We start from the raw sequence: 26,465 nt of genomic DNA, 5'->3' as shown, positions 1-26,465 counted from the left end.
ACGGGGCGGGTGCGCCGTTGTACGGGTCGCGGGTCGTGACGTGGCGGGGTGTCCCACGTTGTGTACGTGAACACCATTCGCACATCGATACGTTGGGGTGTGAGGGCGCATGAGGAGCAACGGCAGCCGCCAGAAGAAGCAACGGTCACAGGCCGACGACCGACCCGGCATCTGGGTCGGCTACGGCAAGTTGGTCAAGCTCTTCCGTGAGCGGGCGGGGCTGACGCAGCAGGAACTCGCGGACGCGGTCGGGTACTCGTACGAGCAGGTGGCGTCGATCGAGCAGGGGCGGCGGCCTGCGAAGTCGGCGTTCACCGGCGCTGCGGACGAGGAACTGAACACCGGTGGCGCGCTGACTGTGCTGCAGGACGAGGTCGATCTGGCGCGACTGCCGGCGTTCTTCCAGAACTTCGCGTTGATCGAGTTGGAGGCCGTCAGCCTCTTCTGGTACGGCGGATACGTCATGCCTGGGCTGCTCCAGACCGAGGAGTACGCGCGCGAACTGCTGACAGCCCACTTCCCGCCGCTGGATGCCGAAACCATCGACGAGCGCTTGGCGGCCAGGCTCGACCGCCAGGCGCTGTTGAAGCGCGAGAAGCCGCCTCTCGTGTCGGTCTTCCTGATCGAGGAGGTCGTCCTTCGGAGGCCGGTGGGCGGTGCGGAGGTGATGAAGCGGCAGCTCAAGCAGCTTCTGGAGCGCGCCGAGGCGCGCAATGTCCAAGTGCAGATCATGCCGACATCGTTCGGCGCGCATGCCGGCCTCAACGGTTCCATGGTGCTCGTGGAGACTGCGCAGCACCGCAACGTCGCGTACATCGAGGCGCAGGACACCGGTGTAGTGATCTCCGAGGCTCACCAGGTCAGCGAATTCCAACTGCGCTATGGAATGCTCCGGTCGCAGGCCCTCAACATTGGAGAGTCGGCACGTCTCATCGAGCGCGTCATGGGAGAGCTATGAGTAACAACCAGTCTCCGGACCGTCCTTCCGACCTGGCCTGGATCAAGAGCAGCTACAGCGGCACCAGCGGCGGCGAGTGTGTGGAGGTTGCGATTGACCTCAGCGCGGTACGTGTCCGTGACTCGAAGAACACCGACGGCCCAGTCCTGCGCATCGCGGACCCGGGATGGGGCACGTTCGTCGGGTTCGCGAGCGGTCGGGAAGGCATAGGCGCCTGACAGCGCCGCGGGCGCGCCGAGGGGCGGCCCGTCGGGCGCCGTTCCGTCCCGCGTCCCCCACGGATGCGGGACGGAACGGCGCCGGCCCCGCCTGGTGGGCAGGGACGCGCCCCCGCGCCGGGTTACGGCAGTCCGAGCGGGGCGGCGATGGAAGGAACCGCCTCCTCCGGTGTGGGAGCGCTCCCATGAGCCTTGTCGAGGCGTCGACCGTTGTCAAGACCGTTGCTGAGACGCGGGGTTGGGCCCTGGCCGCTGCCGGCCGGTGCGCGGGGCGGCGGATTGCCGGGGGGCCGCCCGGCGGGTCACCCCGAGGTCCGCCGTACCAGTTCGGTGCGGAGCACCACGTGCTGCCAGGCGGCCGAGGAGTCGTTGATCATCTCCAGCAGCACCCGGGCCATCGTGCGGCCCATCTCCTCCACCGGCTGCCGTACGGAGGTCAGTTGGGGGTCGGTGTGGCGGGCGATGGGGGAGTCGTCGAACCCCACCACGGCCACGTCCTCGGGGACTCTGCGGCCCACCGCGCGCAGCGCGTGCAGGGCGCCCACCGCCATCACGTCGGAGGCCGCGAAGACCGCGTCGATGCCGGGGTTCGTGGTCAGCAGCTCGGTCATCGCGCGGCGTCCGCTCTCCTCCGTGAAGTCGCCGTGCGCGATCCACGTGGGACCGGGGCCGCCGCCCGACGTGTCCCGTACGGCCTCCTCGTACCCCCGGAGCCGGCACTGCGCCACGTACATGTCCAGCGGCCCGGTGATCGTGCCGATCGAGCGCCGTCCGGACTCCCAGAGGTGGCGCACGGCGGCGCGGGCGCCGCCCACGTTGTCCGAGTCCACGTACGACACCGACTCCTCGCCGGAGCGCCGGCCGCTCAGGACGGTCGGCATCTCCATCTCCGCGAGGAGGTCGGGCAGTGGGTCGTCGCCGTGCACGGAGACCAGCAGGACGCCGTCGATCCGGCGGGCCCGCGCGTACTGGAGGAAGCGCTGCCGCTCGCTCTCGGTACGGACGAGCGTGAGCAGCAGCTGGAGATCGGTGTCGGCCAGCCCGTCGCCCACGCCGTGCACGATGTCGGAGAAGTACGGCTCGGCGAAGAACCGCTTCTCCGTCTCCGGTATGACCAGCGCGACCGCGTCCGTACGGCTGCCCGCGAGCGCGCGGGCGGCGCGGTTGGGTATGTAGCCCAGCTGGGCTATCGCCTGCTCGACGAGGTGGCGGGTGGTGTCCTTCACGCGGGGTGAGTTGTTGATGACGCGGGAGACCGTGCCCCGGCCGACGCCGGCGAGCGCGGCGACCTCCTCCAGGGTGGGCTGGCCCGTGCGTGCCTTCGTCACCATCGTGCGACCTCCAGTCAGCCTGAACCCGGCCTGATCGGTGCGCAGGGCACGGGCTTCAGTCATCCAACCACTGGGAGCGCTCCCATGCACGAAATCACCCTGAGGTGTATACCCCGTGGCCCGGGAGACACCGGTCCGTCATCTCCCGGAAAGCGGCTGACGGTCCGTCAGTTTCCGTTTGTCCCCCCGGGTGCACTATCACTATCATCCGGCGATGATCATAAGTAAACGGTCGGCAGCCGCCGTGTGCGGTCTGGTGGCCACCCTGGCCGTAGGACTCTTTCCTCCCGCCGCTGCCGCCGCCGACGAACCCACCGGTCAGCCGGCGCCGAAGGTCGATCTCGTCCTCGACGTCAGCGGCTCGATGCGGACCCGTGACATCGACGGCCAGTCCCGGATGACGGCTGCGAAACAAGCGTTCAACGAGGTGCTCGACGCCGTTCCGCAGGAGGTGGAGCTGGGCATCCGGACGCTCGGCGCCAACTACCCCGGGAAGGACACCAAGGTCGGCTGCAAGGACACCGAGCAGCTCTACCCCGTGGGGCCGCTGGACCGTACGGAGGCGAAGACCGCGGTCGCCACCCTCGCCCCCACCGGCTGGACGCCCATCGGCCCGGCCCTCCTCGGCGCCGCCCAGGACCTCGAAGGGGACGACGAGGCCACCCGCCGTATCGTCCTGATCACCGACGGCGAGGACACCTGCGCACCGCTCGACCCCTGCGAGGTCGCGCGCGAGATCGCCGCCAAGGGCATCCACCTCACCATCGACACCCTGGGTCTGGTCCCCGACGACAAGACCCGCCGCCAGCTCACCTGCATCGCCGAGGCCACCGGCGGCACCTTCACCTCCGTCCAGCACACCGACGAGCTCTCACGCCGCGTCACGCAGTTGGTCGACCGCGCCGCCGACCCGGTCGTCACCCCCGTCGCGACCGAGGGCGCCGCGCGCTGCGCCGACGCCCCGACGATCAAGCCCGGCCTCTACAGCGACCGCGAGACGTTCTCCGAGCACCGCTGGTACCGGGTGGACGTCCTCCCCGGCCAGGAGCTGCGCGCCTCGGTGAGCATCGCCGCCGACCGCGCCGTCAACCAGGACTACGGCGTGCTGCTGCGCGCGGTCACCGTCCACGGCCGGGAGATCGTCCGCGGCTCGGAAGCGGGCGACGGACGTACGGACGTGATCTCGGCCGGGCTGCGCTACCCGAAGCCCGAGAACGACGACGCCGATGCCGACGAGAAGCCGGCCGCCGAGGCGGTCTGCCTCCAGGTCAGCAACGCGTTCTCCGCGCCCGCCTCCGTCAAGACCACCCCGGGCCTGCCCGTCGAGCTGACCGTCGACCTCGTCGACGCGCCCGACACCGCGTCCGACGTCGCCTCCTTCGGCCTCGGCCACGGCTGGTGGCTGCTCGGCGTACTGGCGCTGACCGGTCTGCTCGCCGGACTGCTCTGGGGCTGGATCTCGCGCCTTCGTATCGTCTGGAGCAACTGATGCGTATCGCCGGTCTGTTCACACACACCAAGGCCGTACGGTCCGTGGTCGCCGGGTCCGTCCTCGCGGGCACCCTGCTCCTCGGCACGGCGGGCGCCGCCGTCGCGGAGGACAGCCCCACGCCCTCCGCCGAGGCCACCGACTCCGACGATTCCGAGGGCGGGCGGGCACCCACCGAGGCCGGTACGTCGTTCCGTACGGCCACCGCCTTCCGCCCGGGACAGACGGCGACGGCGGACGGCTCCTCGGGCGACTACCTCTACTGGGTCTTCCCCGTGGACATCGGGCAGCGCGCCACCGTCACCGCCAAGGTCACGCTCCCCGAGTCCGCCGCCGCGCGGAAGGGCGCGGCCACCTGGCAGGTGGACGTCTACGACGGCCTGCGCCGTCGCCAGCCGTGCATGTACGGCGCCCAGACGAAGGCGCTCGCGGCCGCCGCGGACACCGTCGAGCTGCGCTGCGTACTCCGTACCGTACGGGCGTGGGCCGAGCCGTGGTCCAACGATCCGCTGCCCGGCAGCTACTACGTACGGCTCACCGTCCGGGACGCCGACGAGAAGGACCTCGGGCTGCCGGTACGGGCCGAGATCAAGGCCGAGACCCCCGACCAGGGCGGCGCCCACGCGGTCGACGGCAAGCTGGCCGTACCGCTGACGCCCGGCCGCACCACCGTCTCGCAGGCGGGCGGCGGCGCCTCGGCCGAGGGCGCGCAGCTCGCCGCCTCCGGCGTCGAGCCGGAGGACGGCTGGTCCTCCGGCCGGTGGTCGAACCGCTGGCTGTGGACCGTCGCCGGGGGCGTGCTCGGCGCGCTCGCGGGCATCGGCGGCTACACCCTGGCGCGCCCCGCGCGCCGTCCGGCCGCGTAGCGCGGGCGACGCCGGACGAGTACCGGGCGGGCGGACTCCGGTGACAGCGGGCAGACTCCGGTGACATCGGAGTCTGCCCGCACACTTCGTCCCCGCCGCCCCCCCCGCTGGCTCAGACGGTGCCCCCGTCGTTGACCGTGAGCACCGTACCGGTGATGAAGTCCGCGTCCGGGCCCGCCAGGAAGGTGACGGCGGCGGCGATGTCCTCGGGAGTGCCGATCCTGCCCAGCGGCCGGCCGACGGCATGCGCCGAATGCCTTTCAATCGAACGGTCTTTTCTCATTCGGAATTTTGTTTAGGCGAGGTGGCATGTCTGGGAAATTGGCGTAGGTGAGCCGCCCGCGCGGGAGAGGGGACGCAGGTCACCTTCGGTCATGTCACAACCTGGGGGAGCCGTCCCGTCCACGTAGGCATAGCCACCTGACAACGCCGGAGGAGTGCACCGTGGAAGCTTGGGAACCTCGTGGCCGCCCGAACCGCGCGCCGTGTGTTCGAGCCCCGTACGAGAGGGGACGGCGTTGATCGAGACGGTGTTCCGGACCGAGGGCGTGCCTGCGACGGAACGATTCGGATACTGGCGTGAGTGCATGACCCAGTTGCTGTGTCCCATGGACATGGATATGAACGTGGACGGGGACAGCGGCAACGACATGCCGTTCCACGCGGAGACGCGCCTCCTCCAACTCGGCTCCCTCTCGATCTGGCCGGGAGCCATGCGGCAGCCGATGCGCTGCCGGCGGACTCCCTGGCTGATCCGGCAGTCCGATCCGGAGAACTACCACCTCTCCCTGCCGATGAACGGTTCGATGGCCGTCTCACAAGCCGGGCGCGAGGCTGTGCACCGTGCCAACGAGATGTATGTCGTCGACACCTCACAGCCCTATGAATGCCGTGTGTTCGACGGACCCCTCCGCGGCGTGGGGCTCGAAGTGCCCAAGTCGCTCGTGCCGCTGCCCGTGGGCGCCGTCGGCCGGCTGCTGACCCGGCGGCTGCCGGCCCAGGAAGGGATGGGTGCGCTGCTCGGCGGATTCCTGACCCGCCTGGCCGAGGACAGTGATGCGTACAAGGCCGCCGATGAACAGCGGCTGGAGACGATCCTGATCGATCTGTTCACCGCCACGCTGGCGTCTCACCTCGACGCGGACGACGACCTGCCGCCCGAGACCCACCACCGGAGCCTGCCACTGCGCATCCGGGCCTTCATCCAGCACCATCTGCACGACCCGGATCTCACCCCCGGCGCGATCGCCGCCGCGCACCACATCTCGACCAGCCACCTGCACGCCCTCTTCCGCGACCAGGACCGCACCGTCTCGGCCTGGATACGCCACCAGCGCCTGGAACACGCCCGCCGCGACCTGGCCGACCGCACCCAGTACACGGCCCCTGTCCACCGCATCGCCACCCGCTGGGGCTTCACCCACCACGCGGCCTTCACCCGCGCCTTCACCGCCGCATACGGCCTCTCACCCCGCGACTACCGTCACCAGGCCCACGGGACACGCTTCTCGGACACGGGCCCGACGGAGCTGCGACTGCTCGGGACGGCGATATAGACGCATCGTCAAGCAGTGTGGTCCCTACGCCAAAGACGCTCGGGCGACACCCCGGCACGATCGATCCCGTCACCATCACACGCCTCTGGGGAAACACCCTGAGCCAACAAGGGGGAAGCATGAAGATGAAACGAGCGCTGGTCGCTCTCGCGATGACCGTGGGAGCCGTGGGAGTGCCCATGGTGACGGCCACCTCGGCACAGGCCACGCAGAGCCAGTGCGTGAACTACCTGGCGGGAAAGGGCTACTTGGTCGGACCTAAGGTCCGGTCGGCATGCAGCTACGGCCGGTTTCTCGGTGGCCCCCACCCCAGCTGCATCGCCATACTGCTGAACACCAGGGATGTGGCCCCTTCCCATGCTCAGACCGCCTGCAGCCGCGCGTAAGGGGCTTCGTCCCAGGCGCCTTGTCGCGGACAACGCTCACGGCTGGTCACTCCGCCCTCAGGTCACGCACGCCGCGCAACGAGCCCCCGGGGACACACCCCCGGGGGCTCGTCCCGGCGGCCGAGGTCTCGCGGCCCGGCGGCCGCTACGGCAGCAGCCCCGCCCGGCGCGCCGCCACCACCGCCTCCAGCCGGGTGTGCGCGCCCAGCTTGCGCATCGCCGAGCGCAGGTATCCCTTCACCGTCTCCGGGCGCAGGCCCAGCAGTTCGGCCGCCTTCGCGTTGGTCGAGCCCGCCGCGACACACGCCAGCACGTCCACCTCGCGCGGCGCCAGCGCCGGCGGTTGCCCGGACCGCGCGTCGGCCGGGCCGGCCGCGCCCGCCAGGCGGCCGCAGACGGTGAGGAGTTCCTCGCGCAGCTCCGTGTCGACTATCCGGGGCGCCAGCGCGCGCAGCTCGCTGTGGGCCGCGCGGACCTCCTCCCACGCGTCCGGGCCCGCCGCCGGCTCCCGGGTCACCGCGAGCAGCCGCCGCACCTCGTCCCGTACGACCAGCGCCTGCTCCACGTCGCGCGCGGCGGCCACCGCCGCGTCGAAGGTGCGCTCGCCGATCGGCAGGGCGCTGCGCAGGGCGCCGTACAGGACACCGCGCACCTTGCGCCGTACGACCACGGGCACCGCGAGCACCGAGCGCAGGCCCTCCGCCGCCACCGCCGCGTCGTACTCGTGGCTGATGTGCCGGGCCACCGCGTAGTCCGTCACCGCGCAGGGCCGCGACAGCGCGATCGACTTGCCGCCCAGACCGTTGCCCGAGGAGATCGCCAGGGTGCGCAGCGCGCCCGTCGCCGCGCCGTTCAGCTCGGCGATCCGCAGGTGTCCCGACTCGGGCAGGAGCCCGCCGAAGGCGATGGGCAGCCCGGTCGTCCTGCGCAGCCACCCCAGGGCGGCCCGCATCTCCACCGCCTCGGTCACCTCGGGCGTGCCCTCTTCGGCCATGCCTTTTCCTTCCGCCCGCGCCACCACCCCCGTCCGGGGGTGGTGAGACCTGCGTCACTGATTACACGATGTTAGTGAACGGTCCCGCAACGAGGAGGACACATGACGGCACGGACACCGACCAGTCCGAACGGTCCGGGCAGTCCGGCCGGGCACGAGGGCGCCACCGCGGACGAGGCCACCGCCGGGCACGGTGGCCCGTCGGCCGGCGCCGGGACCGAGCGGTTCCGGGCCGCCCGGGACTTCCTCCTCGCCCACCGCGAGGACTACACGGCGGCGTACGAGGGGTTCACCTGGCCGCGCCTCGAACGCTTCAACTGGGCGCTCGACTGGTTCGACCGGATCGCCGAGGGCCCCGACGGGCAGGGCAACGACCGGCTCGCCCTGCACATCGTCGAGGAGGACGGGCGCCGCACCCGCGTGACGTACGCCGAGATGGCGGCCCGCTCCGGCCGGGCCGCGAACTGGCTGCGCGAGCGCGGGGTACGGGCCGGCGACCGTATCGTCGTGATGCTCGGGAACCAGGCCGAGCTGTGGGAGACCGCCCTCGCCGCGATGAAACTGCGGGCCGTCGTCATCCCCGCCACGCCCCTCCTGGGCACCGCCGACCTGCGGGACCGGATCGAGCGCGGCCGGGCCGCCCATGTGATCGCCCGCACGGAGGACACCGGCAAGTTCGACGGCATCCCGGGCGACTTCACCCGTATCGCCGTGGGCGGCGCCCCCGCCGGCTGGCACGCGTACGAGGACGCCCGCGACCGGTCCGCCGACTTCGAGCCGGACGGTGTCACCCGTGCGGATGACCCGCTGATGCTCTACTTCACCTCGGGGACCACCGCCCGCCCCAAGCTGGTCGAGCACACCCATGTCTCGTACCCGGTCGGCCATCTCGCGACGATGTACTGGATCGGGCTGCGGCCGGGCGACGTCCACCTCAACATCGCCTCACCGGGCTGGGCCAAGCACGCCTGGTCGAACCTCTTCGCGCCGTGGAACGCCGAGGCGACCGTCTTCGTCCACCACTACACGCGCTTCGACCCGGCGCGGCTGATGGCGGAGATGGACGAGGCGGGCGTGACCAGTTTCTGCGCCCCGCCCACCGTCTGGCGGATGCTGATCCAGGCCGATCTCTCCCTGCTGCGCACCGCGCCGCGCGAGGCCGTAGCGGCGGGCGAACCGCTCAACCCCGAGGTGATCGAGACCGTACGCCGCGAGTGGGGCGTGACGATCAGGGACGGCTTCGGCCAGACCGAGACGGCCGTCCAGGTCGCCAACTCGCCCGGCCAGCTGCTCAAGGCGGGCTCCATGGGGCGGCCCACCCCCGGCTTCAAGGTCGAACTGCTGGACCCGGTCACCGGCGAACCGGGCGTCACCGAGGGCGAGATCTGCCTCGACCTCGCCGCCCGCCCGGTCGGCCTGATGACCGGGTACCACGGCGATCCCGGCCGTACGGCCGAGGCGATGGCGGGCGGCTACTACCGGACCGGCGACATCGGTGCCCGCGACGCCGACGGGTACATCACCTACGTCGGCCGCTCCGACGACGTCTTCAAGTCGTCCGACTACAAGATCTCGCCCTTCGAGCTGGAGAGCGTGCTCCTGGAGCACGAAGCGGTCGCGGAGGCCGCCGTCGTCCCCGCGCCCGACCCGCTGCGGCTGGCCGTGCCCAAGGCGTACGTCGTCCTCGCCGAGGGGTGGCAGCCGGGTCCCGACACGGCCAAGGTGCTCTTCGCCCACTCGCGGGGGCTCCTCGCGCCGTACAAGCGGATCCGCAGGCTGGAGTTCGCCGAGCTGCCCAAGACCGTGTCGGGGAAGATCCGCCGCATCGAGCTGCGCGAGCGGACGGCCGAGGGCTCCGGGGCCGAGTACGACGAGGGGGACCTGAGGTGACCGCGACGACGGGGAGACCGGCGACGACGGAGCCGGTGGCGCTGTCGTACGCGCACGGTACGGGCACGACGGAGCTGCTGGGCGACACCATCGGCGCCGGCCTGGACCGGGCGGTCGCCGCCTTCCCCGACCGCGAGGCACTGGTCGACATGGCGTCGGGACGGCGCTGGACCTACCGGGAGTTCGGCGCCGAGGTCGGAACACTGGCCAGGGCGCTGCTCGCGCGCGGGGTGGCCAAGGGCGACCGGGTCGGGATCTGGGCCGTCAACTGCCCCGAGTGGGTGTTCGTGCAGTACGCCACGGCGCGGATCGGCGCGATCATGGTCAACATCAACCCGGCCTACCGCGCGCACGAGGTGGAGTTCGTCCTCGACCAGTCGGGGATCTCCGTGCTGTTCGCGTCCCTCGCCCACCGGGGCAGCGACTACCGCGCACTGGTCGAGCGGGTACGCGGACGCTGCCCCGGACTGCGTTCCGTGCACTACATCGGAGATCCGACCTGGGACGAACTCCTGCTCCACGCAAGTGAAGTGACGGATCGTCAGCTGGTGGAGCGGGAGGCCGGGCTCTCCTGCGACGACCCCATCAACATCCAGTACACCTCGGGCACCACCGGCTTCCCGAAGGGAGCCACGCTCTCCCACCACAACATCCTCAACAACGGCTATTTCGTGGGGGAGGCGATCGGCTGCACCGAGCGGGACCGGATCTGTCTGCCCGTGCCCTTCTACCACTGCTTCGGCATGGTGATGGGCAATCTCGCCGCCACCTCGCACGGCGCGTGCGTCGTCATCCCCGCGCCATCGTTCGAGGCCACCGCCACCCTGGACGCGGTCGTGCGGGAGCGCTGCACCGCGCTCTACGGGGTGCCCACGATGTTCATGGCCGAGCTGGACCTGCCCGGCTTCGCCGCGTACGACCTCTCCTCCCTGCGCACCGGGATCATGGCAGGGGCGCCCTGCCCGGTCGAGGTGATGAAGCGGGTCGTCGCCGAGATGAACATGCGGGAGGTGGCCATCTGCTACGGCATGACCGAGACCTCGCCGGTCTCCCTGGCGACCCGGCGCGACGACGACCTGGAGCGCCGTACGGGCACGGTCGGACGGGCCCTGCCGCACATCGAGGTGAAGGTGGTCGACCCGGCGACCGGGGTGACACTGCCGCGCGGCGAGCCGGGCGAGCTGTGCACCCGCGGGTACAGCGTGATGCTCGGCTACTGGAACGAGCCGGAGCGCACGGCCGAGGTGATCGACGCCGGGCGCTGGATGCACACCGGCGATCTCGCGGTGATCAGGGAGGACGGCTACGCGCAGATCGTCGGCCGGATCAAGGACCTGATCATCAGGGGCGGCGAGAACGTCTACCCCCGCGAGATCGAGGAGTTCCTGTACGGCCACCCCAAGGTCAGCGACATACAGGTGGTCGGGGTCCCCGACGCGAAGTACGGCGAGGAGATCGTGGCCTGCGTGATCCCGCGCGACCCGGCGGACCCGCCGACGCCGGACGAGATCACGGCGTACTGCCGGGAACGGCTCGCGCACTACAAGATCCCGCGCCGGGTGGAGATCGTGGACAGCTTCCCCATGACGGTCAGCGGGAAGGTCAGGAAGGTCGAGCTGCGGGAGCGCTTCTCGCCCGGACCGGGGTGAACCGGGCGCACCTGGTACACGCCGGCCGGGGCCGCTCACCGGCGCAGGGGCGTCGGGAGCGCGCGCCGCATGCAGACCCGGGGCCAGCGGTCGAGTCCGTGCGCGGCCTCCGCGCGGCGGATCTCCCGCAGTCCGTCGGTGAGCTGGTCCTCGGTGAGGGTGCGGAAGCCGAGGCGCGCGTAGTACGGGGCGTTCCACGGCACGTCGGCGAAGGTGGTGAGGGTGAGGGCGGTGAACCCGGCGCCGACGGCCCGCGCCGCGAGGTGGTCGATCAGCGCCCGGCCGATGCCGAGACGGGCGGCGTCCGGGTGCACCGACACCTGCTCGACGTGGGCGGCGCCGTCGACCGGGTCGTGGAGCAGATACGCGACGGGGCGCCCGTCGCCCCCGGTCCGGCCGCCCGCGCTCCCGTCCCCCGCGCTCCCGTCCCCGGCGCTCCCGTCCCCGGCGCTCCCGTCACCCCCGGTCCCGGCGACCCACGCCCGGCCCGCGCTCCGGTAACGCTCCAGCACGGCGAGAGCGGGTGGCGCGTCGTCGGCGACGGCGGCCATCCCCAGCGCCCGGAACGCCTCGCCGGCCGCCGCCTCGATGTCCTGGAGGAACGGCAGGTCGGTTCGGGTGGCGTGGCGGATGGCCGGGGGCCGGATCAGCATGGAGCGAGTATGACGGCGCCCGGTCGCCGCGGCGCCCGGATTTCCCCGGTCACGCCCCGGAGGAGACCAGCTCGTCCGCCGGTCCGTTGACCGGTTTCGGGGAGCCCGTGAGATCCATGACGAAGAGCGGCAGCCCGAGGTCGTCGGCGCGCGCCCGGGCATCGTCCGCGTACCCCGCCAGGGAGAAGTAGACGCTCACCGCGGACGCGTTGAGTCCGTTGAGCCAGAGGCATTCGACGGAGCGTACGGACGCCGGGCTCATGGTCGGGTCGACCTGGGCGATCACATCGGGGCCGCGCAGATCGATGCCGGAGGCGGGCCGCTCGTCCGCCTGGACGACGCTCTTGAACCCCAGCCAGCGAAGGTAGAGCCCGGCCGCGGTCACCGCGTCGTGGGAGGTACGGATCGTCAGCGGGCGGAACGCAGGGCGGGGCGAGGCGGCGGTCCTGGGCAGCGGGATGTGCGCGGGCCGTTCGGGCTGTTCGAACCGCTCGGCCCGCCGGGGGAGTTCTGGGAGTTCGGGGCGTCTTGGGCGTTCGACCGGAGCGACAGGCTCACTCCGTTCACTCCGCTGGGCCGACGGCGCCGCCTCGGCCGGTTCGGCGGCCCCGGCCGACGGGTCGGCGGCGTACTCGAACCGTACGGGGATCCGCAGCACCGCCCCGCACGCGCAGCCCAGTTCGGGCCGGGGCTGGTCGCACGCGATACCGCACTCCGCGCAGCGGACCGTCACCCACTCGTCCTCCCACGTGCGGTGCGTGACGGGCTCCACCGGCGCGCCCGCGGCGAGCGGCGGGGCCACCGGAGCCCCGCACACGCAGGGGTAGACCGGCGCCGTGAAGGTGTGCCCGCCGCCGCAGGACGGACAGCTCACCGGAACGCTCTCACCCATCACGGCCCCCTCTGTTCGATTGCTCTCAGTGTTCCATCGTCCACCAAGAGCGAGGCGACGGGGAGCGGTTCGGCCATTGAATGCCGGTCGCCCGGGAGGGGGTCCGGGGCCCGTCGGCGGTGTGCACCGGGCGGCGGCGGTGCCGGGGCGCGACCGTACAGGTGTCGGCGCCGCCGCCGTCCGGCGTTCGAGGGGGCCCCTCCACGGGGCCCTGGGTCAGACCTGCCGGCCCGCGAGGCGCTCCACCCCGCGCAGCAGCGCGGAGTGGTCCAGCCCCCCGTCGCCCTGCGCGCGCAGCGACGCGACGAGCTGGGCGACGGCGGCCCCCACGGGCAGCGGCGCGCCGACGGCCCGGGCGGCGTCCGTGACGATGCCCATGTCCTTGTGGTGCAGATCGATCCGGAAGCCGGGGGCGAAGTCGCGGTTCAGGAACGCGTTCCGCTTTCGGGCCAGCACGGTCGAGCCGGCCAGCCCGCCGCCGAGGACGTCCAGCGCCGCCGGAAGGTCCACGCCGGACTTCTCCAGGAAGACCACCGCCTCGGCGCACGCCTGGATGTTGACCGCCACGATCAGCTGGTTGGCGGCCTTCACCGTCTGGCCCGCGCCGTGCGGCCCGCACAGCACGACGGTCTTTCCCAGCACCTCCAGCAGCGGCCTCGCCTCGTCGAACACGGCCTGCTCGCCGCCGACCATGATGGACAGGACGGCCTCGACCGCCCCGGCCTCACCGCCGGAGACCGGTGCGTCCAGCACCCTGATGCCCTTGGCCGCCGCGTTCCGCGCCAGCTCCACGGAGGTCTCCGGGGTGATCGAGGACATGTCGATCAGCAGGGCCCCGGGCGCCGCGTGGGCGAGGATGCCGTCGTCGCCGTACGCGACCGCCTCGACCTGCGGAGAGGCGGGCACCATGGTGATGATCACCTCGGCGCCCGCCACCGCCTCGGCGACCGATCCGGCCGCGGTGCCGCCGGCCGCGGCCAGCCGGTCCAGCTTCTCCCGCTCCAGGGTGTAGCCGGTCACGGCGTAACCGGCCTTGATCAGATGCTCGGACATGGGGGAGCCCATGATGCCGAGTCCTATCCAGGCGACACGGGGAAGTCCGCTCATGAGGATGCTCCTCTGCTCAGGGGGCTGCTCAGGGGGCTGCTCGGGGGGCTGCGCAGCGGGGGCTGCTCAGGGGGTGCGCCAGCCGAAGGACTCGGCGCTGGGACGGTCGCCCGGCTTGTACTCCAGGCCGATCCAGCCGGCGTAACCGGCCTTGCGGAGCCGGTCGACCAGTTCCTCCAGCGGCAGCTCCCCGGTGCCCGGCGCGCCGCGCCCGGGGTTGTCCGCGATCTGTACGTGGCCGGTCCGGCCGGCGTACCGGTCGATCGCCGCGGCGAGGTCCTCGCCGTTCATCGACAGGTGGTACAGGTCCAGCAGGAACGCGGCGTTGCCGAGCCCCGTGGCCTCGTTGACCCGGTCCGCGACCTCCACGGCGGAGGCGGCGCTGACCAGCGGATAGTCCGGGGACTCGGGCCGGTTGAGGGCCTCGATCAGGAGGAGCGCCCCGATGTCGTCGGCGGCGCGGGCGGCCAGGGCCAGGTTCTCCAGGGCCAGGGCGTCCTGGCGGGCCGGGTCCACGCCGGGGACCCGGTTCCCGTACAGCGCGTTGAGTGCCGTGCAGCCGGTGGCGGCGGCGAATTCGGCCGCGACCGCCACATTGGCGCGGAACCGGTCGGACTCCTCGCCGGGTACGGAGAGCGCACCCCGGTCGGGGCCCGGCAGCAGGCCCGCGTAGAAGTTCAGCCCGACCAGCCGGGTGCCCGCGTCGCCCAGGGCCGTGCGCAGGTCGTCGAGGGCGGCGCGTGGCGGGGTCGGGGTGTCGGTCCACGGCCACCACAGCTCCACCGCGGTGAAACCCGCGGCCGCGGCGGCCGCGGGGCGCTCCAGCAGGGGCAGTTCGGTGAAGAGGATGGACAGATTCACATCGAAGCGCTGCTCTGTGCCGCGCCAGGACGGGGAGACATAGGCCATGGGGAGTCCGACTCTCCTTCCGTATGGTGAAAATATTTTTCTGCTTGACGGAATGCTGCCCGCTGAGCTTCCACGCTGTCAAGGAAACCCGCACAGCGAGGGAACCGGCACAGCAAGGACGGAGATCTGGGTGACCTATCAGCAGCCGGTCCTGGACGACCTCGACCGGCAGATCCTCGCCGCGCTCGTCGCCAACGCGCGCACCAGCTTCACGGAGATCGGCCAGTCGGTCGGGCTCTCGGCCCCGGCGGTGAAGCGGCGGGTCGACCGGCTGCGCGAGACCGAGGTGATCACCGGCTTCACCACGATCGTGCGGCCGGCCGCCCTCGGCTGGCGCACGGAGGCGTACGTCGAGGTGTTCTGCGACGCCGCGGGCCCGCCCCGGCGCCTCGCCGAGGTCGCGCGCACCTACCCCGAGGTGGTGGCCGCGGTGACGGTGACCGGCGGCGCGGACGCCCTGCTGCACATCAGAGCCGCCGACATCGACCACTTCGAGGAGGTGCTGGAGAGGATCAGGGCCGAGCCGTTCGTCAGCCGCACCAACAGCTTCATAGCCCTCACGCATCTGCTCCCCAACAGCCCGGAGGCCGGCAGCCCCGCCACACCGCCCGACGAGACGAACAGCCGCTGAGGACGCCTCATACCGCGCCGGCGCCGCCCGCGTGGGCGCGGAGCGCGCAGGCCACGGCGCCCGGACGTTCGGCGGGCGCCAGATGCGAGGCGCCCGGCAGTTCGAGGAGGGTGGCGCCGGGCACCGCGTCCGCGATCTCCCGGGAGTGCGCGGGCGGGGTCGCCGGGTCCTCGCGGCCCGCGACGACCAGGGTCGGGGCGGTGACGGTGGGCAGGAGGCCGCGGATGTCGTACGCGGCCAGCGCGTCGCAGCAGGCCGCGTACCCGGCGGGGTCGGCGTTCCGTACGTCGTCGACCAGCGCCGGAACGGTGAACCCCGGGGTGAACCAGCGCCCGGGCGCGCTCTCCGCGATCCCGGCCAGCCCCTCCCGGCGCACCAGGGCCGCGCGCTCCCGCCACGGCCCCGGGCCGCCGAAGTGCGCGGAGGAACAGACCACGGCGAGGCTCACCACCCGCTCCGGGGCGTGCGTCGCGAGGTGCAGCCCGACGGCGCCGCCGAGGGAGACCCCGGCGTACGCGAACCGGTCGAGGGAGAGCGAGTCGGCGAGCGCCAGCACCAGCTCCGCGAGATCGGCGACCGTCGCCCCCGGGCCGATCAGACCGGCCGCGGAACCGCCGTGCCCCGGCAGGTCCCACCGTACGACCCGGTGCGCGACGGCGAGTTCGGGCACGACCGCGTCCCAGAGCGCCAGCGAGGTGCCGAGGGAGGGGCCGAGCAGCAGTGGGGGAGCCGAGGCGGGCCCCTCGGCGCGATGGTGCAGCCTCCCGGCAGCCGCCGCGCCGGTTCCGGTGGTCTCCGAGGTTGTCAACGTCGCTCCAGGGCACGGTCGGTGAGGGCACCGGCGCCGCCGGTGTAACGGGTGGGATCGGTGAGTTCGGTGAGTACGGCCGGATCGAGTCCCCCGAGGGCCGGCTCGTCGGCGAGAACGGTGGCGAGGACCTCGGCGAGGGTGGTGCCCTCGGTACGGGTCCGCCGCGCGGCCTCGGTGAGCAGCGCCTTCGCGCGGGACCGGCCCACGAGCGGGGCGAGTTCGGCCGACAGCCGCTCCGATACGATCAACCCGTGGGTGAGATGCAGGTGTTCACGCATCGTCCCGGCGTGGACCCGCAGCCCTTCCGCGAGTTCCGCCGCGTCCCGGGCCGCGCCGCCGGCCAGCCGGAGCAGATCGCGCAGCGGCTCCCACTCGGCGTGCCAGGCGCCCGCGGGCCGTTCGTCCTCGGCGGTCATCGAGCCGAGGAGCGTCGCGGCGAGGGCGGGGGCGCGCCGGGCGGCGGCGGCGATCAGCGTGGCGCGTACCGGGTTCGCCTTGTGCGGCATGGCGGAGGAACCGCCGCCCGCCCCCTCGGACAGCTCACCGATCTCGGTACGGGAGAGCGTGAGCACATCGGCCGCGAGTTTGCCGAGCGCGCCGGCTGTGAAGGCGAGGGCGGCGGCGAGATCCGCGACGGGGGTACGGAGGGAGTGCCAGGGCAACGCCGGTTCCGCCAGGCCGAGTTCACCGGCGAAGACGGCAGGCAGCCGCAGCGCGGCCCCGGCAGCCCCTGAGCCCTCGGCCCCTGCGGCCCCGATCCCGGCCTCAGCTCCGGCCCCCGCGGCCTCGCCCGTGGCCGGGCCGTACGCCTCGAAGGCGGCCAGCGTGCCCGCCGCGCCGCCGAGTTGGGCGGGGAGCGTGGCGCGCACCGAGCGCAGCCGGTCGCGGGCGTCCAGCACCAGGCTCCGCCAGCCCGCCGCCTTCAGCCCGAAGGTCGTCGGGACGGCGTGCTGGGTCAGCGTGCGGCCCGGCATCACGGTGTCGCGGTGTGTGGCCGCCAGCCGGGCCAGCGCCCGTTCCGTACGGTCCAGATCCGCCAGGACCGGTTCCAGCGTCCGCGCGGCCACCAGCATCGCCGCCGTGTCCAGGATGTCCTGGCTGGTCGCGCCCCGGTGGACGTACGGCCCGAGCGCGGCCGGCAGCGCGGCGGTGAGCCGCGCCACCAGCGGGATCACCGGATTGCCGCCGTCCCGGGCGCGCAGCGCGAGCTCCCGGGCGTCGAAGCGGGCCGCGTCGCACACCGCGCCGACCGCCCGGGCCGCCTCGGCCGGGGCCAGGCCCAGCGATGCCTGGGCCCGGGTGAGCGCGGCCTCCGCGTCCAGCATCGCCTGGAGGAACGCGGTGTCACCGGTGGCGGACTCGGCGCGGCAGCCGGCCCGCCCCGGCGCGAGCAGCCCGACGTCGAGCAGCCCGGCGTCGAGCGGGCCGGATCCGGGCGGGTCGACGCCGCGCGGACCGGCAGGGGATGTGTCGTGCTCGCTCACCGGAACTCCAGAAAGACCGTTTCCCCTTCGCCCTGAAGGCGGATGTCGAAACGGTACGCGCGCGGTCCGCCCGGCTCGGGAGCGGCGATCAGCGTGGCGCGCCGTCCGGCGCCGAGGGAGCTGAGCAGGGCGTCGCCGGTGTCGGCCAGATAGGCGCGGGTGTACAGGTGGTGGAGCAGTCCCCGGGCGAAGACCGCGACGCTGATGTACGGCACGCCGCCCGGTGGCAGCGTACGGACCGCCCAGTGCCCGTCGGCGTCCGTCGGGACGCGTCCGAAGCCGGTGAAGTCGACCCCGTTGCGGCCGATGACCCGGCCGGTGACCGGGTCGCGGCGCAGCGATCCCGGCCTGCCGGCGCGCGAGCCGTCGGGCGCGGGCTGCCAGGTCTCGACGATCGCGTCGGGGACGGGGTGACCGGCGCCGTCGTACACGTATCCGTGCAGGGTGAGCGTGTCGGGATGGCCGGCGGGGGCGACATCGCCGCCGCCCTCGAAGGGCAGGGCGTACCCGTAGAACGGGCCGACGGTCTGCGAGGGCGTAGGCCCGAAGGCCCCGCCCCCGGTCCCGTCCTCCGGCGCGGGTGTGTACGCGGACGTCATCACTGGTCGCCGCCTTCCTCGAAGAGTGTGGCGGACGGTCCGTCGAGGACGATGTCCCAGCGGTAGCCGAGGGACCACTCGGGGACGGACAGACCATGGTCGTAGGCCGCCACCAGACGCGCCCGCGCCGATGCGTCGGTCACCGACTGGAGGACCGGGTCGTACGGGAAGACCGGATCGCCCGGGAAATACATCTGCGTGACGAGGCGCTGGCTGAACGCCGTGCCGAAGAGCGAGAAGTGGAGGTGCGCGGGGCGCCAGGCGTTGACGTGATTGCGCCACGGATAGGCGCCGGGCTTGATCGTCGTGAACGCGTAATGTCCCTGATCACCCGTCAGACACCGCCCGAAACCGGTGAAGTTGGGGTCGAGCGGCGCCGGGTGCTGGTCGAGCTGGTGCGCGTACCGGCCGGAGGCGTTGGCCTGCCACAGCTCCACGAGCTGACCGCGCACGGGCCGCCCCGCCCTGTCGAGCAGCCGTCCGGAGACGGTGATCCGCTCGCCGAGCGGCTCGCCCTGGTGCTGCCGGGTGAGATCGCGGTCGAGCGCGGTGACATCGGTGACACCGAACGCCGGTCCCGTCAGCTCCACGGCCTCGGGGTCCCGCAGCGGGATCAGCGGCTGCTTCGGGTGCCGGAAATGGCTGCTGCGGTACGGCGGGTAGTCGCGCGGCGGATGGTTCCCGGCGGCGGATGCCGCGCGCGCCGCGGCGACCTCCGCGTCGATCTCGTGCTGGCTCAGCCCGTCGGGCAGCGGAGGCGTGGTCACAGGGCGGCTCCCTCGGTACGGGGCGCGGCTGCGGCAGGTGGTACGTCGGCGCCCGGCACGGCGGTACGGAGCTTCGCGGCGGTCTTCCCGGCGATCTCGGCGGCGGTCACGCCCGGCGCGCACTCCACCAGCGCCAGCCCGTCCTCCGTGACGTCGAGCACGCCGAGATCGGTGACGATCCGGTTCACACATCCCCGGCCGGTCAGCGGCAGGGTGCACTCCTCCAGGATCTTCGGGCCGCCGTCCTTGGCGGTGTGGGTCATCACGACGATGACCGTGCGCGCGCCGTGGACCAGGTCCATCGCCCCGCCGATGCCGGTGATCAGCTTGCCGGGGACGGCCCAGTTGGCGAGGTCGCCCCGGGCGGAGACCTGCATCGCGCCCAGCACGGCGACATCGATGTGGCCGCCGCGGATCATGCCGAAGGAGAGCGCGGAGTCGAAGTACGAGGCGCCGGGCAGGACCGTGACGGTCTCCTTGCCCGCGTTGATCAGATCCGGGTCGACGGCGTCCTCCGTCGGGTACGGGCCGACGCCGAGGATGCCGTTCTCCGACTCCAGAACCACTTCCACGCCGTCCGGAAGATGGTTGGGGATCAGCGTCGGCAGCCCGATGCCGAGGTTGACGTACGCGCCGTCCGGAAGCTCGCGCGCCGCCCGCGCGGCCATCTCTTCCCTCGTCCAGGACATCAGCGACGCACCGTCCTCTTCTCGATTCCCTTGTCGGCGGCCTGCTCCGGGGTGAGCGCCACGACCCGCTGGACGAAGATCCCCGGCAGGTGCACCGCGTCCGGCGGGATCTCGCCGGGCTCGACCAGTTCCTCCACCTCGGCGATGGTCACCCGGCCCGCCATGGCGGCGAGCGGGTTGAAGTTGCGGCTCGACCTGCCGAAGACCAGGTTCCCGTGCCGGTCGCCCCGCGCGGCGCGGACCAGCGCGAAATCGGTCCGGATGCCGCGCTCCAGCACGTACTCCGTACCGTCGAAGTCACGCACCTCCTTGGCCGGTGACGCCAGTGCCACCCCGCCCTCGCCGTCGTACCGCCAGGGCAGCCCGCCCTCGGCGACCTGGGTGCCGACACCGGCCGGGGTGTAGAAGGCGGGGATGCCGCAGCCGCCGGCCCGCAGCCGTTCGGCGAGGGTGCCCTGCGGGATCATCTCGACCTCGATCTCACCGGCGAGATACTGCCGGGCGAACTCCTGGTTCGCCCCGATGTACGAACCGGTCACCCGGGAGATACGGCCCGCGGCCAGCAGCACGGCCAGTCCCGAGTCGAGTGCGCCGCAGTTGTTGGAGACCACGGCGAGATCGCGGACGCCGAGCGCGTACACCGCCTTGATCAGCTCGTTCGGGACACCGCTCAGGCCGAAGCCGCCCACGGCGAGCGACACCCCGTCCCGGGTGTCGGCCACGGCCTCCGCGGCGGTGGCGACCACCTTGTCCATACGTGAAGTCCCCATCTCTTCCGGCGCCCCGCGCCCCGCGTACTCAGGCGCGCACTCAGGCTCACATATCCCGCTCAAATGCTCAGGGTACTGACTATCTATCCGGTTGTTTCCCGGAGGGTTCACACAAGCTGCCATCCGACTCCATATACGTCAAGGGTGGTGAGTGAGACCTGAGGGGGCGCGTATCGTTCAGTACACCAACGAAATGACGGCCGGGGAGTACCCAGTCCCCGGCGTCGCGGAGTCCGAGGAGCGCACATGGCCGCGGTGGACCTGACCACACACCCCGGGCATCTCGCCCGCCGTCTCCAGCAGGCGCACTACCTGCTGTGGAACACGATGGTCTCCGAGGAGATCACCTCGCCCCAGTTCGCCGTGCTCAACGCCCTCGTCGCCGAACCGGGGCTCGACCAGCGCACCGCCGGTGAGCGGGTGGGCCTGGACCGCTCCACCACCGCCGAGGTGGTCACCCGGCTGAGCCGCCGGGGCCTGGTCGACAAGGTGCGCGACCCGCAGGACGGCCGCCGCTTCATGCTGCGCCCCACCGACGACGGGGCGCGGGCCCACCGCAAGCTGGCGCTCCGCGCGGCCCGGATGAACCAGGTCTTCCTCGGCCCGCTCACCCCTGCCGAGCAGGCGGTCTTCTTCGATCTGCTCCAGCGCGTCTCCGAGGCCGCGGAGAGCCTGCGCAATCCGGCGGAACCGGTCGCGCACTGAGGGCGGGCCGGTCGCGTACCGGAAGGGATCGATCACGTACCGCACAGGGATCGGTCGGATACGGAAAGGAGGCCGGTCGGATACGGAAAGGAGGCCGGTCGGGCGCCGCGCGGCGGAGCCCGTCGGGCCGCGCGGGAACCGTCCTGACAGAATGTCCCCCATGACTACCGAGAACGTATTCTTCGACATCACGATCAACGGCGAGCCGGCCGGCCGGATCACCTTCCGCCTCTTCGACGAGGTCGTCCCCAAGACCGCCCAGAACTTCCGCGAGCTGGCCACCGGCGAGCAGGGCTTCGGCTACGCCGGGTCGAGCTTCCACCGGGTCATCCCGGACTTCATGCTCCAGGGCGGCGACTTCACCGCCGGCAACGGCACCGGCGGCAAGAGCATCTACGGCAACAAGTTCGACGACGAGAACTTCAAGCTCAAGCACGACCGGCCGTTCCTGCTCTCCATGGCGAACGCGGGCCCGAACTCCAACGGCTCGCAGTTCTTCGTCACCACCGTGGTGACGTCGTGGCTGGACGGCAAGCACGTCGTCTTCGGCGAGGTCGTCGAGGGCCAGGACCTGGTCAGGAAGATCGAGTCCCTGGGCTCCCGCTCCGGCTCGACCTCCGCGAAGATCACCATCTCCGCCTCCGGTGCTGTGCAGGGCGCGTAACGACTAAGGTCGTGTCCCACGTGCCTGGGGCACCCGAACGGCCGCAGTGACCCTCCAGGCTTTCGGCGGTGGAGGCACAGTGCGCTTGAGAGCGGAGTTCACGACCGAACCCTTCGACCTCGACGAGGCGCCCGCCCACGCGGTGGTGGCCCGCGAGGTCGTCCAGGGGGCACAGCTCGACGCGGTCGACGTCGGGCCCTTCGGCAACACCGTGGAGGGCGGCGCCGACGCCGTGCTGGCGGCGCTGGAGACCGTCCTGCGCGAGTCCCTGGCCGCCGGTGCGACCCGGGTCTCGCTCCAGGTCAATGTGATCGGGAGCGGACCCGGGACCGCCGGTACCGGCAGCGCGGGACCCGGCCCGGAGACCGGCCCCGCCGGGGAGGACGACCGGTGAGTGAGCCGCTCGACCATCCCTTCGTCGCGGCGGTCAGGCCGCTGGTCGACGCCATGGGCGGACAGCTGCTGACGCCCGAGGAGGCCCGGCCCGACGATGTCGTCCTGGCCTGGGAGGGCACGGACGTGCTGGCCGTGCGGCTGCCCCAGCTCTCGGACTCCCTCGACCACATCCTGGCCTCGCTGGAGCGCGGCCACGGCAGGCCGCTCGCGGAGCTGGACCGCAAGGCCAAGCAGTCCGTCGTACGGACCCTGGAGGCCCGCGGCGCCTTTGTCGTACGGCACGGGGTGGAGAAGGTGGCGACCGCGCTCGGTGTCAGCCGCTTCACCGTCTACAACTACCTCAACTACGCCGACGAGCAGCGCGCCAGGGCGCGGGAGCAGGACGGCTGACGCGACGCCGGCCCGGCAAGGCTTTTCAGTGGCCGACGCGGAAGGTCGCGTCCTGCCGCTCGGTGGTGGTCGAGACCGGGTCGACGCGCAGGACGTAGTCCGCGTGACGGATGTAGCGGGTGGGGTTGTTGTACGAGCGGAAGGACGACCAGCCGGCGTCCGCGAGGCCCGCCGTACGGTAAAAGGTCGCGTCCCCGGCGAAGGTCGACGTGCCGTCGTCGGCGTCCAGTTGGAGCTGGTAGTTGTAGTGCCGCAGATAGCGGGTGGGGTAGTTGACCGACTGGAAGGAGACCCCGGAGCCGTCGGCGAGGCCCGGGACCAGCTTCCACTGGGAGTCGGCGTACGGGTCGAAGGGGTAGGGGTCGATCCGGCCCACGTTGTTGGCGTGACGGACGTAACGGGCCGGAAAGTTGTAGGACTTGAGCCGGTTCCAGGCCGGGGCGCCCCACCGCGAGAGCAGGTTGGCGTACTCGGTCGCCGTGATCGTCGCGATGCCGCAGTGCTTGGAGTTGAGCGGCTGCGTGTAGCTCCTCTGGTCGAGCGGGGTCCAGGTGCCGGCCGCCGGACTGCTGGACTGCCAGGCGTAGAAGACGCCGTTGGGGGTGTACGTGTCCCCCCAGAGGTACCAGGTGTTCGACGTCAGGGACTTGACGAGGGTCGGCGCCTCCGTGCCGCCCTGGGCGACGCCGGTGCTGAACTCGGTGAAGCTGCCCGGGGCGAGGGACGTGGAGCGGGCCCCGACCAGCGTCTGGTTCTTCTTGAAGTAGAGGTAGTTGACGCCGCCCACGCCGACGGCCATGTCTCCGTCGATCACGTCGTACCCCGGGTCGAAGAAGACCTGCGGGGCGGAGGCCGTCAGGAAGTCGGTGGTGTAGTTCACCATGATCACGTTGTGGCCGCTGCTGTTGACGGCGGAGTAGATGAGCGCGTACTGACCGCGCCCGGCGTCCCAGAACGCCTCCGGTGCCCAGGAGTGGGTGTTCATGTCGTGCAGCCTGAGGCGGTGGTAGCCGGTGAAGGTGCGCAGATCGGTGGAGTTCCACACGTGGACGTACTGGCTGACGTAGCTCCAGTCGGTGCCCTTGAGGTCGGTGGCGAGGACGACGAAGGTGCCGTCCTGCTTGCGGAGGATGAACGGGTCGCGCAGGCCGAGCGCGCCCGAGGTCGGTGTGACCAGGGGGTTGTTCTGGTTGAGCGGGGTCCAGTCGAGCGAGTCCGTGCTGACGGCGAGGTGGAGCCCGTAGTCGGTGCCGTTGCCGTTCGGCGACTCGGTGAAGTAGCACATCACGTACGCCGAGTCGGCGGCGTGGGCGGTCCCGGTGCCGAGGGTCAGCGCGCCCGTCATGGCCAGCGGGGTGGCGGCGGCCATGCCGAGGAAGAGGCGGCGGGACGGCTGGGGGCTTGCACTCATCTTGGTCTCCAAGTGGCGTGCGGGAGCGAAGGGGTGGCCGCGGCGCTGGCGTGCCGGGGTGTGACAAGTGCGCGGCCGGGCGGCCTGGCCGGTCGATATGTCGAACGTGGTTCGGAAAATCGATCAGAAGGTAGAGCGTGGCCGTGTTCACGTCAATCGTTCCGGCGGTGGTGAGAGTGGTGGGCGGCGGGCGATGGGCCGTATGACGCGCCACGCGCAGGATTTCAACAAAGTGTTGACGATCGGTGGGTGAGGGCGTTAGCTGGGCCCAGCCCGCTCAGCCACACCCCCCGCCCCGCTCCGCCACGCCCTGCCACGGAGGCTTCCCGTGACATCGACACCGCCCCCCGCGCCGGGCCTCACCCGGTTCAACACCTCGCCGGACGGCGTGGCCCTGGCCGCGCTGCGCGCGGTGTGCGCCGGCCCGGCGTGGGGGAGGGCGCTTCTCGCCGGGCGCCCGTACGCCACCGAGGACGAACTGCTCGCCGCCGGGGACGCGGCGACGGCGGAGCTGACCGACGCGGAGCTGGCCGAGGCCATGGCCGGGCATCCGCCGATCGGCCGGCCGGAGCCGGGGGACCCCGCCTCCGCCCGGGAGCAGCGCGGCATGGCCGGCGCCTCCGGAGCGCTTCGGGACGAGATGGCCGAGCTGAACCTCGCCTACCAGGAGCGGTTCGGCCATGTCTTCCTGATCTGCGCCACCGGCGCCACCGCCGAGGAGATGCGGGACGCGCTGCGGACCAGGCTCGGCCACACGCCGGAACGGGAGCGGGAGATCGCGCGCCTCGAACTCGGCAGGATCAACCGCGTCCGGCTCTCCCGGCTGGTCACCGAGGGGTTCGCCGCGGCCCCGGTGGCCGGCCCCGCCCCTGCCTCCGGCCCGGCCCCGGCCCCGGCCTCTGCCCCCGCCCCGGCCCCGGCCGCCGCCTCCGTCTCCACGCACATCCTGGACACCAGCGCCGGGCGCCCCGCCGCGGGTGTCGCCGTCGGCCTCGCGGCGCGTACGGAGTACGGGGCCGGTCCCGACGGCGCGTGGGCGGCGCTCGGCACCGCGGTGACCGGCCCCGACGGCCGCTGCGAGGACCTTCCGGCACCGCCGCCGGGCACCACCCACGTACGGCTCACCTTCGAGACCGGGCCGTACCTCGACCGTGCCGAACCGTTCTTCCCGGAGGTGACCGTCGCCTTCGCCGTCACCCCGGGCGAGCACTATCACGTTCCCCTCCTGCTCAACCCGTTCGGCTACTCCGTCTACCGAGGGAGCTAGGGCTGCCATGACCGACCTTTCCCGTCCGGAGCGCCAGGCCCCTCCGGAGAGCCGGGCGCGACCGGCGATGCTCGGCCAGAACCAGTACGGCAAGGCGGAGAACCGCGTCGTCCGGATCACCCGGGACGGCGCCACCCACCACATCAAGGACCTGAACGTCTCCGTCGCGCTCGAAGGCGACATGGACGAGGTCCACCACTCGGGCGACAACGCCCATGTCCTGCCGACCGACACCACCAAGAACACGGTGTACGCGTTCGCCAAGGAATACGGCATCGACTCGGCCGAGCAGTTCGGCATCCACCTCGCCCGGCACTTCGTGACCAGCCAGGAGCCGATCCACCGGGCGCGCGTCCGCGTCGAGGAGTATGCCTGGGAGCGCATCGGGACCGCGTCCCCCGAACTCCGGCACTCGTTCGTCCGCAGGGGCCAGGAGACGCGCGTCGCCCAGATCACCTTCGACGGCGAGAGCTGGCAGGTCGTCTCCGGCCTCAAGGACCTGACCGTCCTGAACTCGACCAACTCCGAGTTCTGGGGTTACGCCAAGGACCGGTACACGACGCTCAAGGAGGCGTACGACCGCATCCTCGCCACCGATGTCTCCGCGCGGTGGCGCTACGGCTGGACGGGCGACGAGAATTCCATGCCGGAGTGGGACACCTCGTACGCGCGGACGAAGGAACACATCCTGCGGGCCTTCGCCGAGACGTACTCCCTCTCGCTCCAGCAGACCCTGTACCAGATGGGCTCGCGGGTCATCGACCACCGTGCCGAGATCGACGAGATCCGCTTCTCCCTGCCGAACAAGCACCACTTCCCGGCCGATCTGACACCCTTCGGGCTGACGAACGAAACCGCCGACGGGGCGGTCTACTTCGCGGCCGACCGCCCGTACGGCCTGATCGAGGCCACCGTCCTGCGGGACGGGGCGGAGCAGCGCATACCGACAGACCTGACCAACCTGTGAGCCCGTGAGCCTGCGG

Annotated in this window: 27 protein-coding genes and 1 pseudogene; 14 read left to right on the top strand and 14 right to left on the bottom strand. The window is 72.0% G+C overall.

What is annotated here, in order from left to right; translation table 11 throughout:
• The first annotated feature begins 109 nt into the window (after positions 1-109).
• Positions 110-958, top strand: coding sequence for a Scr1 family TA system antitoxin-like transcriptional regulator (locus ACFXKG_RS23155; RefSeq protein ID WP_384842146.1), 849 nt, complete (start codon positions 110-112; stop codon positions 956-958).
• Entirely contained in the window at positions 955-1,176 is a 222-nt protein-coding gene (locus ACFXKG_RS23150; protein ID WP_384842143.1) for a DUF397 domain-containing protein, read from the top strand. The genes ACFXKG_RS23155 and ACFXKG_RS23150 overlap by 4 nt, the downstream gene beginning before the upstream one ends.
• Positions 1,177-1,478: 302 nt before the next feature.
• Here the strand turns inward: ACFXKG_RS23150 and ACFXKG_RS23145 are convergent, their stop codons facing one another.
• Positions 1,479-2,507, bottom strand: coding sequence for a LacI family DNA-binding transcriptional regulator (locus ACFXKG_RS23145; RefSeq protein WP_384842140.1), 1,029 nt, complete (start codon positions 2,505-2,507; stop codon positions 1,479-1,481).
• Positions 2,508-2,721: 214 nt separating this feature from the next.
• On the opposite strand from ACFXKG_RS23145, the gene ACFXKG_RS23140 reads away from it, so the two are divergent.
• Entirely contained in the window at positions 2,722-3,996 is a 1,275-nt protein-coding gene (locus ACFXKG_RS23140) for a VWA domain-containing protein (RefSeq protein ID WP_384842137.1), read from the top strand.
• Positions 3,996-4,862 (top strand): hypothetical protein, encoded by an 867-nt coding sequence (locus tag ACFXKG_RS23135; RefSeq protein WP_384842134.1) that lies wholly within the window; start codon positions 3,996-3,998, stop codon positions 4,860-4,862. Before ACFXKG_RS23140 ends, ACFXKG_RS23135 begins: the two co-directional genes overlap by 1 nt.
• Before the next feature lie 112 nt (positions 4,863-4,974).
• On the opposite strand, the gene ACFXKG_RS23130 is transcribed toward ACFXKG_RS23135, so the two are convergent.
• Entirely contained in the window at positions 4,975-5,145 is a 171-nt protein-coding gene (locus ACFXKG_RS23130; protein ID WP_384842131.1) for an SDR family oxidoreductase, read from the bottom strand.
• Between the two features lie 304 nt (positions 5,146-5,449).
• On the opposite strand from ACFXKG_RS23130, the gene ACFXKG_RS23125 reads away from it, so the two are divergent.
• Positions 5,450-6,418 (top strand): helix-turn-helix domain-containing protein, encoded by a 969-nt coding sequence (locus ACFXKG_RS23125; protein WP_384842128.1) that lies wholly within the window; start codon positions 5,450-5,452, stop codon positions 6,416-6,418.
• Between the two features lie 531 nt (positions 6,419-6,949).
• Here ACFXKG_RS23125 and ACFXKG_RS23120 read toward each other — a convergent pair.
• Complete coding sequence (locus ACFXKG_RS23120; protein ID WP_384842125.1) at positions 6,950-7,798, bottom strand: response regulator transcription factor; 849 nt, start codon at positions 7,796-7,798, stop codon at positions 6,950-6,952.
• Positions 7,799-7,900: 102 nt separating this feature from the next.
• On the opposite strand from ACFXKG_RS23120, the gene ACFXKG_RS23115 reads away from it, so the two are divergent.
• Both ACFXKG_RS23115 and ACFXKG_RS23110 read left to right on the top strand, forming a co-directional pair.
• A complete protein-coding gene (locus ACFXKG_RS23115) occupies positions 7,901-9,688 on the top strand; it encodes an AMP-binding protein (RefSeq protein ID WP_384842123.1) in 1,788 nt (595 codons plus the stop codon).
• Entirely contained in the window at positions 9,685-11,337 is a 1,653-nt protein-coding gene (locus ACFXKG_RS23110; protein WP_384842120.1) for an AMP-binding protein, read from the top strand. Before ACFXKG_RS23115 ends, ACFXKG_RS23110 begins: the two co-directional genes overlap by 4 nt.
• Before the next feature lie 35 nt (positions 11,338-11,372).
• On the opposite strand, the gene ACFXKG_RS23105 is transcribed toward ACFXKG_RS23110, so the two are convergent.
• The 4 genes from ACFXKG_RS23105 to ACFXKG_RS23090 all read right to left on the bottom strand — a co-directional run bounded on the left by ACFXKG_RS23105 (position 11,373) and on the right by ACFXKG_RS23090 (position 14,898).
• Positions 11,373-11,990 (bottom strand): GNAT family N-acetyltransferase, encoded by a 618-nt coding sequence (locus tag ACFXKG_RS23105; RefSeq protein ID WP_384842117.1) that lies wholly within the window; start codon positions 11,988-11,990, stop codon positions 11,373-11,375.
• Positions 11,991-12,039: 49 nt separating this feature from the next.
• The gene (locus ACFXKG_RS23100; RefSeq protein WP_384842114.1) at positions 12,040-12,882 is read right to left on the bottom strand and encodes a hypothetical protein; all 843 of its coding nucleotides are present in this window, start codon (positions 12,880-12,882) and stop codon (positions 12,040-12,042) included.
• A 216-nt stretch (positions 12,883-13,098) separates the two neighbouring features.
• A complete protein-coding gene (locus ACFXKG_RS23095; protein ID WP_384842111.1) occupies positions 13,099-13,989 on the bottom strand; it encodes a 2-hydroxy-3-oxopropionate reductase in 891 nt (296 codons plus the stop codon).
• Positions 13,990-14,055: 66 nt separating this feature from the next.
• The gene (locus ACFXKG_RS23090; RefSeq protein ID WP_384842108.1) at positions 14,056-14,898 is read right to left on the bottom strand and encodes a TIM barrel protein; all 843 of its coding nucleotides are present in this window, start codon (positions 14,896-14,898) and stop codon (positions 14,056-14,058) included.
• Between the two features lie 130 nt (positions 14,899-15,028).
• Here ACFXKG_RS23090 and ACFXKG_RS23085 point away from each other — a divergent pair, with 130 nt between their 5' ends.
• Positions 15,029-15,529: an Lrp/AsnC family transcriptional regulator gene (locus ACFXKG_RS23085; RefSeq protein WP_384842105.1), complete on the top strand. Its 501-nt coding sequence runs from the start codon at positions 15,029-15,031 to the stop codon at positions 15,527-15,529.
• 22 nt (positions 15,530-15,551) lie between these two features.
• Here ACFXKG_RS23085 and pcaD read toward each other — a convergent pair.
• The 6 genes and pseudogenes from pcaD to ACFXKG_RS23055 form a co-directional block, all read right to left on the bottom strand.
• Positions 15,552-16,289 (bottom strand): annotated as a pseudogene (gene pcaD / locus ACFXKG_RS23080) (3-oxoadipate enol-lactonase); the annotation flags it as partial.
• Between the two features lie 44 nt (positions 16,290-16,333).
• A complete protein-coding gene (pcaB, locus tag ACFXKG_RS23075; RefSeq protein ID WP_384842381.1) occupies positions 16,334-17,749 on the bottom strand; it encodes a 3-carboxy-cis,cis-muconate cycloisomerase in 1,416 nt (471 codons plus the stop codon).
• Positions 17,750-17,820: 71 nt separating this feature from the next.
• A complete protein-coding gene (gene pcaG / locus ACFXKG_RS23070) occupies positions 17,821-18,423 on the bottom strand; it encodes a protocatechuate 3,4-dioxygenase subunit alpha (RefSeq protein WP_384842102.1) in 603 nt (200 codons plus the stop codon).
• Positions 18,423-19,190, bottom strand: coding sequence for a protocatechuate 3,4-dioxygenase subunit beta (pcaH, locus tag ACFXKG_RS23065; protein WP_384842099.1), 768 nt, complete (start codon positions 19,188-19,190; stop codon positions 18,423-18,425). The genes pcaG and pcaH overlap by 1 nt, the downstream gene beginning before the upstream one ends.
• Positions 19,187-19,879, bottom strand: coding sequence for a CoA transferase subunit B (locus ACFXKG_RS23060; protein ID WP_384842096.1), 693 nt, complete (start codon positions 19,877-19,879; stop codon positions 19,187-19,189). Before ACFXKG_RS23060 ends, pcaH begins: the two co-directional genes overlap by 4 nt.
• The gene (locus tag ACFXKG_RS23055) at positions 19,879-20,634 is read right to left on the bottom strand and encodes a CoA transferase subunit A (RefSeq protein ID WP_384842093.1); all 756 of its coding nucleotides are present in this window, start codon (positions 20,632-20,634) and stop codon (positions 19,879-19,881) included. Before ACFXKG_RS23055 ends, ACFXKG_RS23060 begins: the two co-directional genes overlap by 1 nt.
• A 261-nt stretch (positions 20,635-20,895) precedes the next feature.
• On the opposite strand from ACFXKG_RS23055, the gene ACFXKG_RS23050 reads away from it, so the two are divergent.
• From ACFXKG_RS23050 to ACFXKG_RS23035, 4 genes are all read left to right on the top strand, one after another.
• Positions 20,896-21,354: a MarR family winged helix-turn-helix transcriptional regulator gene (locus ACFXKG_RS23050; RefSeq protein ID WP_384842090.1), complete on the top strand. Its 459-nt coding sequence runs from the start codon at positions 20,896-20,898 to the stop codon at positions 21,352-21,354.
• 160 nt (positions 21,355-21,514) lie between these two features.
• Positions 21,515-22,018: a peptidylprolyl isomerase gene (locus ACFXKG_RS23045; protein WP_384842087.1), complete on the top strand. Its 504-nt coding sequence runs from the start codon at positions 21,515-21,517 to the stop codon at positions 22,016-22,018.
• 79 nt (positions 22,019-22,097) lie between these two features.
• Positions 22,098-22,412: a hypothetical protein gene (locus ACFXKG_RS23040; RefSeq protein WP_384842084.1), complete on the top strand. Its 315-nt coding sequence runs from the start codon at positions 22,098-22,100 to the stop codon at positions 22,410-22,412.
• Between the two features lie 53 nt (positions 22,413-22,465).
• Positions 22,466-22,804 (top strand): helix-turn-helix domain-containing protein, encoded by a 339-nt coding sequence (locus ACFXKG_RS23035; RefSeq protein WP_382885994.1) that lies wholly within the window; start codon positions 22,466-22,468, stop codon positions 22,802-22,804.
• A gap of 25 nt (positions 22,805-22,829) precedes the next feature.
• Here ACFXKG_RS23035 and ACFXKG_RS23030 read toward each other — a convergent pair whose 3' ends face one another.
• Positions 22,830-24,215: a glycoside hydrolase family 43 protein gene (locus ACFXKG_RS23030; protein WP_384842080.1), complete on the bottom strand. Its 1,386-nt coding sequence runs from the start codon at positions 24,213-24,215 to the stop codon at positions 22,830-22,832.
• Between the two features lie 328 nt (positions 24,216-24,543).
• On the opposite strand from ACFXKG_RS23030, the gene uraD reads away from it, so the two are divergent.
• The gene (gene uraD / locus ACFXKG_RS23025) at positions 24,544-25,482 is read left to right on the top strand and encodes a 2-oxo-4-hydroxy-4-carboxy-5-ureidoimidazoline decarboxylase (RefSeq protein WP_384842077.1); all 939 of its coding nucleotides are present in this window, start codon (positions 24,544-24,546) and stop codon (positions 25,480-25,482) included.
• Between the two features lie 7 nt (positions 25,483-25,489).
• Positions 25,490-26,449 carry a factor-independent urate hydroxylase gene (gene pucL / locus ACFXKG_RS23020; protein WP_384842074.1) on the top strand — a complete coding sequence of 320 codons (960 nt, stop codon included), beginning with the start codon at positions 25,490-25,492 and terminating at the stop codon, positions 26,447-26,449.
• Positions 26,450-26,465: the final 16 nt, after the last annotated feature.

Source organism: Streptomyces sp. NPDC059255, assembly GCF_042752355.1.
Taxonomy (GTDB): domain Bacteria; phylum Actinomycetota; class Actinomycetes; order Streptomycetales; family Streptomycetaceae; genus Streptomyces.
The sequence above is the reverse complement of the archived record's forward strand: the minus strand, read 5'-3'. Positions and strand labels throughout refer to the sequence as shown.

Excerpts from the sequence above, each read along its gene's own strand:
- ACFXKG_RS23035 (WP_382885994.1), top strand. The coding sequence starts at position 22,466 with ATGGGCGGACAGCTGCTGACGCCCGAGGAGGCCCGGCCCGACGATGTC.
- ACFXKG_RS23055 (WP_384842093.1), bottom strand. The coding sequence starts at position 20,634 with ATGGACAAGGTGGTCGCCACCGCCGCGGAGGCCGTGGCCGACACCCGG.
- ACFXKG_RS23155 (WP_384842146.1), top strand. The coding sequence starts at position 110 with ATGAGGAGCAACGGCAGCCGCCAGAAGAAGCAACGGTCACAGGCCGAC.
- ACFXKG_RS23105 (WP_384842117.1), bottom strand. The coding sequence starts at position 11,990 with ATGCTGATCCGGCCCCCGGCCATCCGCCACGCCACCCGAACCGACCTG.
- ACFXKG_RS23125 (WP_384842128.1), top strand. The coding sequence starts at position 5,450 with ATGACCCAGTTGCTGTGTCCCATGGACATGGATATGAACGTGGACGGG.
- ACFXKG_RS23045 (WP_384842087.1), top strand. The coding sequence starts at position 21,515 with ATGACTACCGAGAACGTATTCTTCGACATCACGATCAACGGCGAGCCG.
- ACFXKG_RS23145 (WP_384842140.1), bottom strand. The coding sequence starts at position 2,507 with ATGGTGACGAAGGCACGCACGGGCCAGCCCACCCTGGAGGAGGTCGCC.
- ACFXKG_RS23130 (WP_384842131.1), bottom strand. The coding sequence starts at position 5,145 with ATGAGAAAAGACCGTTCGATTGAAAGGCATTCGGCGCATGCCGTCGGC.
- ACFXKG_RS23120 (WP_384842125.1), bottom strand. The coding sequence starts at position 7,798 with ATGGCCGAAGAGGGCACGCCCGAGGTGACCGAGGCGGTGGAGATGCGG.
- ACFXKG_RS23060 (WP_384842096.1), bottom strand. The coding sequence starts at position 19,879 with ATGTCCTGGACGAGGGAAGAGATGGCCGCGCGGGCGGCGCGCGAGCTT.
- ACFXKG_RS23135 (WP_384842134.1), top strand. The coding sequence starts at position 3,996 with ATGCGTATCGCCGGTCTGTTCACACACACCAAGGCCGTACGGTCCGTG.
- pucL (WP_384842074.1), top strand. The coding sequence starts at position 25,490 with ATGACCGACCTTTCCCGTCCGGAGCGCCAGGCCCCTCCGGAGAGCCGG.
- ACFXKG_RS23095 (WP_384842111.1), bottom strand. The coding sequence starts at position 13,989 with ATGAGCGGACTTCCCCGTGTCGCCTGGATAGGACTCGGCATCATGGGC.
- ACFXKG_RS23090 (WP_384842108.1), bottom strand. The coding sequence starts at position 14,898 with ATGGCCTATGTCTCCCCGTCCTGGCGCGGCACAGAGCAGCGCTTCGAT.
- ACFXKG_RS23150 (WP_384842143.1), top strand. The coding sequence starts at position 955 with ATGAGTAACAACCAGTCTCCGGACCGTCCTTCCGACCTGGCCTGGATC.
- ACFXKG_RS23115 (WP_384842123.1), top strand. The coding sequence starts at position 7,901 with ATGACGGCACGGACACCGACCAGTCCGAACGGTCCGGGCAGTCCGGCC.
- ACFXKG_RS23140 (WP_384842137.1), top strand. The coding sequence starts at position 2,722 with ATGATCATAAGTAAACGGTCGGCAGCCGCCGTGTGCGGTCTGGTGGCC.
- ACFXKG_RS23100 (WP_384842114.1), bottom strand. The coding sequence starts at position 12,882 with ATGGGTGAGAGCGTTCCGGTGAGCTGTCCGTCCTGCGGCGGCGGGCAC.
- ACFXKG_RS23030 (WP_384842080.1), bottom strand. The coding sequence starts at position 24,215 with ATGAGTGCAAGCCCCCAGCCGTCCCGCCGCCTCTTCCTCGGCATGGCC.
- ACFXKG_RS23050 (WP_384842090.1), top strand. The coding sequence starts at position 20,896 with ATGGCCGCGGTGGACCTGACCACACACCCCGGGCATCTCGCCCGCCGT.
- pcaG (WP_384842102.1), bottom strand. The coding sequence starts at position 18,423 with ATGACGTCCGCGTACACACCCGCGCCGGAGGACGGGACCGGGGGCGGG.